Here is an 11,866-nt window from a genome sequence, read left to right on the forward strand (position 1 = left end):
AGGACCCTTATATGATTCCAACTCTTTTTGCTTTGCTTGATTGGGCGCCGTAAGCTTAGCGTTCTTCGCCGGTATACATACGTGTATAGCTACGATAGCGACGCTCATTGATCAAGCCATCGTCTACCGCCTGCCGAATCGCGCAGCCATCTTCATCTAAATGGATACAATCCGCATAAAGACACTCGCCCAGATAAGGACGAAACTCGACAAAGCACCACGCCAGCTCTTCAGGTGGAATATTCCAGGCGGCCAGCGCTCGGATACCAGCGGAGTCGGCCAACCAGCCTCCAATGGACAAAGGATAGAGCTGTGAGCCCGTCGTGGTATGTTTACCTTTACCCGTCACATCGCTTACCAGTCCTGTGCGCACGGCCATACCTGGCTCAATAGCATTTACCAACGAAGATTTACCTACACCCGATGGTCCAGTAAACAGCGTGGTATGTTCTTTAAGCAGGTTTCTCAGCTCATCAATACCTTGCTCGATCTGAATACTGGTAAAGATTACGCGATAGCCAAGTTGACTATATAAGCGCGCTCCCTCTTCCACCTGCTCGCTATGGGGTAGATCGGCTTTATTAATACAAATGATTGAGGGCAGTTGGGCCGATTCACAGATAGTCAGGTAGCGATCTAGCAGGCCAAAATGTGGCTCTGGCTGCGTGGTCGCAAAGACGATGACGACCTGATTGAGATTGGCAAGCAAGGTTTGCTGAACAAGTTTTTTTGAGGTTGAGCCTGCATCCATACGTGAAAGCTCGCTTTTACGAGGGAGAATCTCTTCAATTAAGCCTGTGGTCTCGTCTAACTTACGTATTTTGACATAATCGCCAACGGAAAGACGGGTGGGAGGGGCGTTTTCCGTACTATCGCGCTTCTCTATACGCTCAACGCGTTCAATTGCTGTTTGATTACCAATTTTGTTGTTGCGTTGCTGAACCTGACGAATCTTCCCTACGGGTTTAGCCGTATTGGCTTCTGCGAATGCTTTTTTCAGTTTGCCTCGTAATGTACAACGTAAAATGCCATCATCGGTATGAACATCATAAATGCCATGTGCGCCATTGAGGACCATGCCGGTCAGTTGTGCCGGATTGTTAATCAATGCTATATTCCCTCCAGGACCATAAAAAAACACGGTGTTAACAGAGCTGTCTACCGTGTGGAGGGAGTGGAGCGTAGAACCATGCGTCGTGTGTTTGCGCTAGTCAGGCTCTCCGCATCGCTGGATGATACCGTGAACCTGGCCGTGTGGTTTTCGCCCGTGACCCCCAGATTGGGTAGACAAGGTGCATATAGGCACAGTTGTTGAATAAGTGTGCTTGGCCATAAAACTGCACCTCCTTGACTGGACGAGCCAGAATTTGAAAAAACAGTATTCTTTCTAGAGCATACTAGAATTTCTATACGTTTGTCAATGAGCAAATGTGATAAGATTTGCTCTTCGCGGCCCTCATGAAGCAATCCCTAATAACTACTTGACATCACGAGGTGTTTGGTGTATCCTATTGGAGTTGTCGCGGGATAGAGCAGTGGTTAGCTCGTCGGGCTCATAACCCGGAGGTCATAGGTTCGAATCCTGTTCCCGCTATTCGTTTCTTATATACTTACTCATTTTTACGTACCAATTTTTGACGCGGGATAGAGCAGTGGTTAGCTCGTCGGGCTCATAACCCGGAGGTCACAGGTTCGAATCCTGTTCCCGCTACCGGTGTTTTATACACCTTCCCTTTTTGACGCGGGATAGAGCAGTGGTTAGCTCGTCGGGCTCATAACCCGGAGGTCACAGGTTCGAATCCTGTTCCCGCTATCGGTGTTCTTACGATAACACCAGACATTTCTTGACGCGGGATAGAGCAGTGGTTAGCTCGTCGGGCTCATAACCCGGAGGTCATAGGTTCGAATCCTGTTCCCGCTACCAGCGTCCCTTCCATAGGATATATGGAAGGGACGCTTTTTTTATGTCTTGCCTTCAGCTCGTATTAGTTAGTATTCAATTGGACCGTCAAGGGCTTCTCGTAGCGGGGCTCCCGCGTTACCGATTTCGCGTGTCAGGCGATCCAGGTAATGTTGAATGCCATAGATACGCTCCATTAAACGGATCGTGCCATGTTCCCGGCATTGTTGAATAGATTCAATTGCCAGGGCTACGCCAGCCTGTATTTCACCTCCACGTACCAGGGCCATTGCGCGGGCCGTCTTGAGGAGAATCTCCCAGTGTTTGGTTGGTTCTAGATTCTGTTCGGCTTTATCCAGATAGTCCATGGCTTGCTTTGTTTGTCCCAGATGGGTATAGCTGCGACCATATTCTTCATAGACGGTCCCCAGGCTGTATTGACCACAGGTACTGCTTTCCAAAGGATTGATCTGGCTGGAAAGTTCTTCGGCCACCGCCATGGCCCGTTCAAATTCCTTGAGGCGATTGGCGCGCAGATAGGCCCGTCCTAATAACTGAATGCCATTACCACGTGCTGCTATATCGGCATCGGGTGTTTTATCGCGTGCCGCTTCAAGGTATTCAATGCCCTGATAAATGTCACCTCCCCGACAGAGCATATCACCTTCATAAGTTAAAGCTATATTTAACAATGTATCATTATGCAGGAGACGCGCCACACGTTCCATGTCTCGGTAATGATTGAGTGCATATTGTGAGTCATGTGAGCGGGTAATCACTGATTTAACATAGCCAGCGAGATGGAGAGATTGAGCCAGCTTCTCTAAAAAAAGATCATTCTCACTGACCAGCTGTGCATTGAGGTCCTGTACTAAACGTTCAACCAGTGCGTTAGCTTCATAGCTTCGAGCCAGATTTGTGAGATCCCATATATGGTTCATGGCAAGGTCTATCTGATCCAATGTTAAGGCTGTATATGCGTTTCTGGCAATTCCCAGACGTTCGGGGTCCGCACCCAATAGTGTTGCCACACGCCGGAGCTCACGTACATCATTGAGGAGTGTAGATCCACTCTCCCAGCGCCGTAACGTACGTACATCGACCGATAGATCACTGGCCAATTGTTCTTGTGTCAGGGTATGTTTATCGCGATATTCGCGCACAACTTGAGATAATGGAGAATGGTTACGTCTTTTATGTGTATGTACTGACATCGCATGTCCTCTTCCTAATTCCTACCTATCCACACCAAAAGCGATAGATGTCCTGTAAAACGAAGGTTTTTAGACCAATACTGTATATTGAAGGCTTAGCTAGTATAGCAAGTTTATTGAGAAATTGACAATACTAATAGGAAGAAAGGGTGTAGGATCATGATTGAAAGCCGAAGCGAAGTGGCGAGGCTCAGGGAGCAGATCGAAACCGTCTGTACTGCTATGCATCAAATGATGTCTGGCTATGCTATTACTGCCAGACATGATATTATTAATCGTAAATACAATACCTTAGGCTCTTATCAGGATAAATTAGAGACTCTCATAGGTGAAGAACAGGCGCTTGATATTGTGATTGAAACCTATAATCGCGTTGTACGCTGAAAAAAGCTCACTCATACGCAGCTTGCTTGATGAATTTTCTCAAAAAAAGGAAAATTCATGCTATAACCACTTGCATCCTATTGATAGTCGTGATATTATAGTCCCGTACCAAAAACGACAGATAAATCTCTGCTAACGCAAAGATCTGCCTTTTCTGGCGGCGTAGCTCAGTTGGTAGAGCAAAGGACTCATAAGCCTTGTGTCACAGGTTCGATTCCTGTCGCCGCTACCTATAAAAAGAGAAGCTCAAAAAGCTTCTCTTTTTTTTGTGTGAAAAAAGCTGAAGTTTATGCCACTTTCTTTTGGCGCCGCAGGCGCCAGGTTGCAGGTGTAGAGAGTGTGTGGGTGCGCGGCCGCGCACCCACACACTCTCTACACCTGCAATACTTGCTAGCGATCTTCCTGCTCTTAACGGCACGCTGCTGCTCTTGTTTCCTCTGCTCGTGTTATGATTATATTACCTGGTCGCCGAATTTGTGTATTGCTATTGTGTAGGAAGGATACTATGGGACAGATTCAGGACACTGAGGAGGGACGCCGGTTGGCGTTGACTCAGCAGGGAATAGCCGATTGGAAGCATTGGGGTCCTTATTTGAGTGATCGGCAGTGGGGGACGGTACGGGAGGATTATAGCGGGGATGGTCAGCCGTGGACGTATTTGACGCATGATGATGCTCGCTTCCGAGCGTATCGTTGGGGAGAGGATGGTATCGCGGGCCTCTGTGATGCCGATCAGTATTTGTGCTTTGCGGTGACATTCTGGAATGGACAAGATGATCGCTTGAAGGAGCGGCTATTTGGTCTGACAAACAATGAGGGCAATCATGGGGAGGATGTTAAAGAATATTATTTCTATCTGGATAATGTGCCAAGCCATGCGTATATGAAGTGCCTCTATAAATATCCCCAGGCGAAATTTCCTTATGATGATTTGCGCGCGGAAAATAATCGCCGTAAGGCTGATCCCGCTAATTTTGAGTATGAGTTGCTGGATACAGGTGTCTTTGCGGAAAATCGCTATTTTAATGTGCTGGTGGAATATGCCAAGCATACGCCAGAGGACATTCTGATTCAGGTGAGTATTACTAATCGCGGCCCAGAGGCGGCCCCATTGTGTCTGCTTCCAACGCTCTGGTTTCGCAATACCTGGTCCTGGTCACCGGATCGGCCCAAACCTACATTGAGTCTCAAGCCGGCGACTCAGTCTGATCTGGCTATTATTGAGGCCCGGGGTATGGATCAGAATATGGAAATGATGTGTCTGTATTGTGAGGGGGCTGAGCGTGTACTGTTTACTGAGAATGAAACCGATAATGTCCATTTTGGCTGGGGGGCCAATGCATCGGCTTATGTCAAAGATGGCTTTGAGCGCTATCTTGTCCATGGACAGCAAGACGCTGTGAATCCGCTGGAGATAGGTACGAAGGCGGCTCCATTGTATCGCTTGAATATTCCTGCGGGTGAGACACGGGTACTTCGTCTGCGTCTGAGTAATACAGCCACGCTAGAAAATCCTTTTGCGCAACAGCCGTTTTCGGCTTTGTTACAGACACGGCGGCAGGAGGCCGACGCATTTTATCAGGCTGTGACCCCTTTTCCATTATCTGATGATCTGCGTAATATTCAGCGTCAGGCTTTTGTCGGTATGTTGTGGAATAAGCAGTTCTATTCTTATGTGGTAACAGATTGGTTGAAGGGTGATGCGGTTTATCCTCCTCCCCCACAACGTAAGGCTGGCCGCAATGCTAGCTGGACACACCTGTTTATGAAGGATATCATTTCGATGCCGGATAACTGGGAATATCCCTGGTTCGCGGCCTGGGACCTGGCGTTTCATGCTATTCCTCTGGTAATGATCGATCCTGCCTTTGCCCAACAGCAGATGCTGGCCCTTATGCAGCCGTGGAGCATGCATCCAAATGGACAGATTCCTGCTTATGAGTGGTCGTTTAATGACTTGAATCCACCGGTACAGGCCTGGGCCGTCTGGCGTATCTATAAAATTGAAGCCAAATTGTATGGTACCGGCAATCGCCTCTTTTTAGAGCAGGCCTTCCAGAAATTATCGCTCTACTTTACCTGGTGGTTGAATCGCAAGGATATTGATGGCAATGATATCTTTCAGGGTGGTTTCCTGGGATTGGATAATGTTGGTCCGTTTGATCGTAGCAATATTCCTACCGGTATTAGTGGTTATCTGGATCAATCGGATGCCACAGGCTGGATGGGGATGTTTAGTCTGAGTATGTTGCGCATCGCCGTCGAACTGGCCAGCCAGGATGAGAGCTATGAGCAGATGGCAATCCAATTTTTGCTCCATTTTCTGTTTATTGCTCGCGCTATCAATGAATGTGCTGAGAATGGCGAGAGTTTGTGGGATGATACGGATGGATTTTATTATGATGTGTTGCATCTTGCCGATGGTATTGAGATTGGTGGCGAGAAATTCATCTCGATGAAATTACGTTCGGTGGTTGGCCTGGTACCACTGCTGGCAATTGAGGGTATCGATATCGCGTTTTTGCAATCACCCAAACTGGCGGATTTTCGTCAGCGCTTTGAGAGTCTTTTACATGCGGGCACCGAACTGACCAGCCATGCCGATGTAGAGATCAAAGATGATATGGATAGTGGTTTCATGCAGGGTATTATGCTGGCCCTGGTGAAGCCTGAGCGCCTCAAACGGATCCTGGCCAGATTACTCGACGAAAACGAGTTTCTAAGCCCTCATGGTATTCGCTCGCTCTCAAAATATCATGAGCAACATCCTTACGTTCTCCCAGATCTGTCCATGAATAATGGCCAACCATATAAAGTCCAATATGTTCCGGCTGAGTCCCGTACCAGTGATTTTGGCGGAAACTCTAACTGGCGTGGGCCGGTCTGGTTTCCTATCAATTTCTTATTAATCGAAGCGCTACAGAAATTTCACCAATATCTGGGTGAAGATTTCAAAGTAGAATGTCCTACCGGTTCAGGCCAGTTTATGACACTCTGGGATGTTGCCTCTGAGCTTTCCGCTCGCCTGATCAGTATTTTTCAGCTGGACGCCACCGGCGATCGCCCCGTGTATGGCAATACAACCACATTCCAACAAGATCCGGATTGGAAAGAGCTGCTTCTCTTTTATGAATACTTCCATGGGGACAACGGAGCCGGACTCGGTGCCAGCCACCAGACCGGTTGGACAGGTCTGGTGGCCAAGCTTATCCAACAACAAAGCGAGCATGCCGCACGCGCCAAAAAATAGCGGGTCTATTTCGGCAGGGTGCAGCGGCGGAGGCAGCTGCACCCTGCCTTCCCCTCTGTCCTTCCATCAGAAGGACAGAGGGGCCAAAAATGAGGACTCCAACGCACACAAAATCCTAAAAATAACTATGTACTTTTCCATACATGTATGGTATATTCTAACTTAGAAATTACTAAGAAAACTTAGAACAACTCTAACCAGGATGCAGCGTAAGCCATCTCAAAACCCATTGGTGGCCCTATTCTGCACACACTTCTTTATACTATGTAAACAACACTCACGAAAAAAATCCCGATATCTTTATAGTCGTGCCTTTTTGTCCGGCCTGAGCACATTATGAGATTGTCTCTCTACCAATTGATGAAAGAAAAGTGACGATGATGAAAGATTATTCCTATTTCGTCCCTGGGACAGCTCTAAACACTTTGTATGCCAGCGATGTAAACTTATCCTCCAAAGAATTCATGCTTGAAATCTGGTTAGATGATGCAACCGCCCCATGGAGAAGAATGTTTACCTTGCGTGAATGCCTGGCTTGTGTAGAACTGGTGTCTAATGGTAGCACTTTTCGAGTACGCTGCCACTTTAATCGCCGCGATATTGGCGAAGGCATCTATTGCAAACAGGGATCTGGCATTACTGTTATCAAAGAAGACGGCGTATTAATCGGCCTCTTCACCCCTTTTTTGCAGATGACCCCCTCAAATATTCAGCATTAAACCTGTAATGGCATCTCTGGTATAATGACAAACAATTCAACTGATTTTCCTGTATTCATACCGGGATACTAATAACGTATCTCCTGTTGTAGCTATCTTCTCTTCCGTTCCGTATAAGACACAAGAGGACTTATTATCCAGCTACAACATTTTATTCATCCAGTCCTCGCTATGCCCTATAGATTTTTAACGACTAAAGCTGGTATAAATCGAGCGGTGCAGAAGTCTCGCCAACCTGTGGTGAGAGGGATCTGCCCCATCTCAAATAGGCTGGTGGAAGCCGGGAGGTGCAGGAGGGCCGGCGAGGCCCTCCTGCCGGGGGCGTGGGGGTGTCCCCCGCTAATATCCTCTCCCCCTACGCCGTAGGCGGGAACCATAAACTGTTTATACCACAGCAAGACCTTAAAGATCACATAGGCATAAAAAAGTAAGCATTATAGAGCTTTCATTAGCTTTATAATGAGAAAAGAGGTTCTGCTATGACAGATCCACAGTCTAATATTGTGACCGAAACCGAGATTCTGGATCGGGCAGTCTGGCGCAAATGGAATAAGTATACCTGGAGCGGACTAATCATTATTGGCATCGGTTGTCTTCTGATTGTGATAGGCCTCCTTCTAAACTCAGGAGCCTACTCTGCTGAAGGATTGTTGATTGGCATCGGCGCAATTGTGATCTTTATTGGCCTGATGCGCGTTGCGATTGGTTTCATCAATCCAATGACCCCGGCTGATTTGCGCAGACGGCGCAAAGATCGCACTCCAGAGGAAACAGATCCCATTCTAAGTACATTGGAGGATGAGTAGTCGCCCAACTTTAGTGCCTCTGATATTTACCCCTTCCTTATACTGTGACATAGCGTCTACATATCAGGAAGGGATATGTGTTTGTCTTATCCATTTCTATCAGGAATGGTCTTTTTATCAGCACTTAACGTAATAATCTGTTGCTCTCTGGTTTGTTCCCTGACTAATCCATACAGCAAAACCTGTACCACCATTTCGGCCTGTTCTATGGTTGCCCCATAGCGATTACTATGTAGTGCAGAGCCTTCCTGACTCTGGGGACGGTCAATGAATTTTGGCAGCATGGTCATCAGGAGATAAGCTGAATTGATGGCATCTAATCCTCCTTGTTGAGGATGGCGTAACAAGCCTTGTCGAATACCGTCCTCGAACACCGAGGCAATGGGTGCGATTAAACAGGTATTGAATAAATCATTGAGTAATTCTTGCATCTGAGGACTAAGTTCGTGTTGAATGTCGTGGAGCATCAAGCCGATGTCATGCTGGGTAGTGCTGTGCAGATAGCGCACAACCAGGCTCAGGCGTTCTGCAACCCCTTCGTTCCGCCGGACAATGCGCTCCAATGCAGTCTGTGTCTTGGTGGTATTCTCCTTAATCACCTCAACATAAAGCATCTGTTTATCCGCGAAATAGTGATAGAGAGCTGGTTGGGTCAGGCCACAGGCATCGGCAATTTGTCGCGTTGAGACGGCGCGATAGCCATACTCCATAAATAATTGTTCAGCCGTCCGCAAGATAGTATGGCGTGTCTCTTCACTATCCTCTCGTGCAGCTATTTTCTTTGGCCCACGTGGCATGTGGCTCACTCCTGACACTACTCAAGCATATACTTATCGCGTGATAAGTATAGAGTGTAAAATTATCTCCTGTCAAGCACATATATGCCGTGTTTCACGTGCTTTTGCGCGGATAATGGTTTCTTTAGGGGGAAGAGTGGTTTGTAGATCAGTGCAGGGATTGCTTAGTCCCATGGGCGGAAAGTTCGGGGGCTACTTCCCGCCCGGCCGACGAGCGTACTAAAACGTCGTCACATGGGGCATGATGAGGATTGAAAATCAATCTCCACCATGTCTTTGTGAGGTGCCAGGGAGGTGCTGTCGAGGGTAATAGAGAGAAAGTTTGTTTTTCCTCGCATGCATACTCAGACCTGACTCACTCAAGTTCTGTGTGCTTTTTGCTGACAATAGTAGTCTAGCAGTTCTATATTAAATCCATATTATTTCCAAGTTAAACATTATGTCTTTTTTTTATTAATGGAAAAATCTATTGCACTGTTCATGTGGCTATTGTATTTTGCTTCATTCCAGGGGCGCAAAAGTCCTATCTCCGGTAGCATCTCTTATAACCATTTGGGTTATTTACAATGCTAGAACGCTGTGTTACACTTCCGTTAAGGTTTCAGGCTCATAGGATTAGTGCCGTCTACATAAAAACCATAATTTTTTTGTGTATACGAAACCTTGCAGTCTTGAGATTCCTGTTTCGATCACTGTTTGCGGTGTCTCACAAGGAGGTGCTCTATGGCTGGCTGGGAAGATGAATTGTCTGTGTTGTTGAGTGAGTTGGGTGTAAAACAAGAAGAGCCACAAACCCATTTACGACCTGGACGTAAGCCCATGCATAGCGATGTTAAACGGCGAGAACAATTCGCGGATGCACTATTGTGGGGCAACGGCGACGAGTCTTTGGAAGATGATGGCGACCCCTGGATTGATGATCTGGACATGATGCGCCAGGAAGTTGATTCGATTATTAGCCAGGTAGTGCTATTGATGCAACGTGGTGATCTGGATTCCGCTCTCAAAGAAGATGTGATGGTGGTCTTACGAGCTTTACGCCGCCGCATTCCAGTCAATCAGCAGTTAGCGACGAGTGATGAGGCATATTTAGAATCAGCGTCAGCTATGCTGCATTTCTGTCGCCTGGTTTTGCAACTAAGCGAATTTTCTACCGAGGAAGATTTTTCCTGAATTTTCTCCTGCTTATCGTCTGGCAGTGCTACCCTATAATCCCGAATCTTTAGATTACGGCGGGACAGTCCTTATCATCCTTGTCGATTCCCTCTTGTTTTTCTTCTTGTTTTTCTTCTTCATATTTCCGATAAATTCATTAATGGATGGATTTACTATGTGTATCCTGCATTAATTGAATATATAGTATATACCTGTGCGTTTTATATCCAGCACCACCAGAAATATGTCCTTTTCTTGACATATTTCGATATAAGCTGACATACTTATGCTTGAGTCCTATAATGAGATTTTGTTGCGTGGATTGATGGGATTGAAAAGGTATTTTAGCGCCCCGGTTTGCCAATGTTACCTTTTTCTACATCGGGAGTGCGCAATGAATCGTGTCCTCTACATAAGTAGCATTGCTCTGAATGAGGAGGTTCTATGAATTCTAATCAAAAAAATATATTACAGACGACGAGCCGTTGGGTTCGTGTTGGCGTGTTATCGGCGAGTGCCCTGGCTCCTGTGGTTGGGTCTGTGGTCGAACGTATCCGCGCTCAGCAGCAGGCTGAACAGGCTGTGGCCGATATTCGAAACGCTGACCGCAAGGAGAAAGTGACTGCATTTGCCAATGATGTGCAGTCCGATTTACAAGATCGCTTGCAGTCTATTGGGGGGTCCCTCTCCGATGTGCTGGCTGAATTACGTGACCACTCGACCAATCCAGATTTGTTGAAGCGTGGCAATGAGTTGACTGAGGAGTTAAAGAAGCGCAGCAGCAAGTTTTCGCAGGTGGTTGCTGAGCGCAGTGGTGAAGTATCTAATGAGTTTGCCAGGCGTAGCGGTGAGGTTTCGAATGAACTCGCTAAGCGTAGTCGCCGGGCCCAGAAGAATATTGCTAAGAGTAGTCGGCAAGCTCAGAAGAATATCGCTAAGCGCAGTCGTCTGGCCCAGAAGAATATTGCGGAACAGGATCGTAGCCTTTGGATTGCGCTAGGTTTTGGCGTTGGCTTAACCGCTGCCAGCATTGTGACCTTTTTCTTGATTCGCCGTCGCTTACAGCACGTCGATATTGTTGAGGAAGAAGTAATCCAGCTCCCTGATGATGCTCTTCGTACCGCTGCTACTTCCACCCAACGTCCAGGGGCGATCTATTCAATGTCTGCGGGTGGTAAAGTACAGGAGTCGCAGCCATTTGATGGTGTTGTGGCTGTGAAAAATAATGACAATGGGCAATCGCCACAGTCTGCCAATGAATTGGTTGAGAACGAGCAGGTTACTCCTACGGATGCTTCTTTTGTTGGATTGGCTAGCACAAAGCAGTATTATCCTGTTGAAACACCCCTTGATCAGTTGTCAGAGGTTGATGGCAAGCCAGTTGATGTCATTTACTTTTCTTCAGAACAAGAGGCACAGGAACAGGGCTTTTCGGCCGCTGCCAGATGACATTTAGTCTCTGGAATGAGCCCCCCAGATTTTTGAAAAATCTGAAAAAGGGTTCCGCTCTTCCAACGCGGGAGGTGCAGGAGGGCGGCGAGCCCTCCTGCCGGGGTGCGGGGTGTCCCCGCTCATTCTTTCTCCCTTTCGCGCCGCCGCAGGCGGCGCGCAAAAAGAAAAAAAGGGGTTTTGCGGGGACAC

9 protein-coding genes and 5 tRNA genes are annotated in these 11,866 nt (G+C 47.3%); 11 read left to right on the top strand and 3 right to left on the bottom strand.

Going from position 1 to position 11,866, the window contains the following annotated elements:
• Positions 1-55 precede the first annotated feature (55 nt).
• Complete coding sequence (gene rsgA / locus EL633_RS10265) at positions 56-1,108, bottom strand: ribosome small subunit-dependent GTPase A (RefSeq protein WP_126627087.1); 1,053 nt, start codon at positions 1,106-1,108, stop codon at positions 56-58.
• Between the two features lie 413 nt (positions 1,109-1,521).
• Between rsgA and EL633_RS10270 the strand changes: the two genes are divergently transcribed.
• The 4 genes from EL633_RS10270 (at position 1,522) to EL633_RS10285 (ending at position 1,924) form a co-directional block, all read left to right on the top strand.
• Positions 1,522-1,594: transfer RNA gene (locus EL633_RS10270), tRNA-Met, on the top strand.
• Positions 1,595-1,638: 44 nt separating this feature from the next.
• Positions 1,639-1,711: transfer RNA gene (locus EL633_RS10275), tRNA-Met, on the top strand.
• Between the two features lie 29 nt (positions 1,712-1,740).
• Positions 1,741-1,813, top strand: a tRNA-Met gene (locus tag EL633_RS10280).
• A 35-nt stretch (positions 1,814-1,848) separates the two neighbouring features.
• Positions 1,849-1,924: transfer RNA gene (locus EL633_RS10285), tRNA-Met, on the top strand.
• A gap of 65 nt (positions 1,925-1,989) precedes the next feature.
• On the opposite strand, the gene EL633_RS10290 is transcribed toward EL633_RS10285, so the two are convergent.
• A complete protein-coding gene (locus EL633_RS10290) occupies positions 1,990-3,114 on the bottom strand; it encodes a helix-turn-helix domain-containing protein (protein ID WP_126627088.1) in 1,125 nt (374 codons plus the stop codon).
• Between the two features lie 159 nt (positions 3,115-3,273).
• Here EL633_RS10290 and EL633_RS10295 point away from each other — a divergent pair, with 159 nt between their 5' ends.
• The 5 genes from EL633_RS10295 (at position 3,274) to EL633_RS10315 (ending at position 8,273) form a co-directional block, all read left to right on the top strand.
• On the top strand, positions 3,274-3,498 hold the full coding sequence (locus EL633_RS10295) for a hypothetical protein (protein ID WP_126627089.1): 225 nt from the start codon (positions 3,274-3,276) through the stop codon (positions 3,496-3,498).
• Positions 3,499-3,654: 156 nt separating this feature from the next.
• Positions 3,655-3,727: transfer RNA gene (locus EL633_RS10300), tRNA-Met, on the top strand.
• A gap of 276 nt (positions 3,728-4,003) precedes the next feature.
• Complete coding sequence (locus EL633_RS10305; RefSeq protein ID WP_126627090.1) at positions 4,004-6,748, top strand: MGH1-like glycoside hydrolase domain-containing protein; 2,745 nt, start codon at positions 4,004-4,006, stop codon at positions 6,746-6,748.
• Positions 6,749-7,125: 377 nt separating this feature from the next.
• Entirely contained in the window at positions 7,126-7,467 is a 342-nt protein-coding gene (locus EL633_RS10310; RefSeq protein WP_126627091.1) for a hypothetical protein, read from the top strand.
• A 479-nt stretch (positions 7,468-7,946) separates the two neighbouring features.
• Complete coding sequence (locus EL633_RS10315; protein WP_126627092.1) at positions 7,947-8,273, top strand: hypothetical protein; 327 nt, start codon at positions 7,947-7,949, stop codon at positions 8,271-8,273.
• Between the two features lie 86 nt (positions 8,274-8,359).
• Here EL633_RS10315 and EL633_RS10320 read toward each other — a convergent pair whose 3' ends face one another.
• Positions 8,360-9,070: a TetR/AcrR family transcriptional regulator gene (locus EL633_RS10320; protein WP_126627093.1), complete on the bottom strand. Its 711-nt coding sequence runs from the start codon at positions 9,068-9,070 to the stop codon at positions 8,360-8,362.
• 723 nt (positions 9,071-9,793) lie between these two features.
• Here EL633_RS10320 and EL633_RS10325 point away from each other — a divergent pair.
• Both EL633_RS10325 and EL633_RS10330 read left to right on the top strand, forming a co-directional pair.
• The gene (locus EL633_RS10325; RefSeq protein ID WP_126627094.1) at positions 9,794-10,243 is read left to right on the top strand and encodes a hypothetical protein; all 450 of its coding nucleotides are present in this window, start codon (positions 9,794-9,796) and stop codon (positions 10,241-10,243) included.
• Positions 10,244-10,669: 426 nt separating this feature from the next.
• Complete coding sequence (locus EL633_RS10330; RefSeq protein WP_126627095.1) at positions 10,670-11,674, top strand: hypothetical protein; 1,005 nt, start codon at positions 10,670-10,672, stop codon at positions 11,672-11,674.
• Positions 11,675-11,866 lie beyond the last annotated feature (192 nt).

Source organism: Dictyobacter alpinus, assembly GCF_003967575.1.
Taxonomy (GTDB): Bacteria; Chloroflexota; Ktedonobacteria; order Ktedonobacterales; family Ktedonobacteraceae; genus Dictyobacter; species Dictyobacter alpinus.

Excerpts from the sequence above, each read along its gene's own strand:
- EL633_RS10295 (WP_126627089.1), top strand. The coding sequence starts at position 3,274 with ATGATTGAAAGCCGAAGCGAAGTGGCGAGGCTCAGGGAGCAGATCGAA.
- EL633_RS10305 (WP_126627090.1), top strand. The coding sequence starts at position 4,004 with ATGGGACAGATTCAGGACACTGAGGAGGGACGCCGGTTGGCGTTGACT.
- EL633_RS10320 (WP_126627093.1), bottom strand. The coding sequence starts at position 9,070 with ATGCCACGTGGGCCAAAGAAAATAGCTGCACGAGAGGATAGTGAAGAG.
- EL633_RS10325 (WP_126627094.1), top strand. The coding sequence starts at position 9,794 with ATGGCTGGCTGGGAAGATGAATTGTCTGTGTTGTTGAGTGAGTTGGGT.
- EL633_RS10330 (WP_126627095.1), top strand. The coding sequence starts at position 10,670 with ATGAATTCTAATCAAAAAAATATATTACAGACGACGAGCCGTTGGGTT.
- EL633_RS10315 (WP_126627092.1), top strand. The coding sequence starts at position 7,947 with ATGACAGATCCACAGTCTAATATTGTGACCGAAACCGAGATTCTGGAT.
- EL633_RS10310 (WP_126627091.1), top strand. The coding sequence starts at position 7,126 with ATGATGAAAGATTATTCCTATTTCGTCCCTGGGACAGCTCTAAACACT.
- EL633_RS10290 (WP_126627088.1), bottom strand. The coding sequence starts at position 3,114 with ATGTCAGTACATACACATAAAAGACGTAACCATTCTCCATTATCTCAA.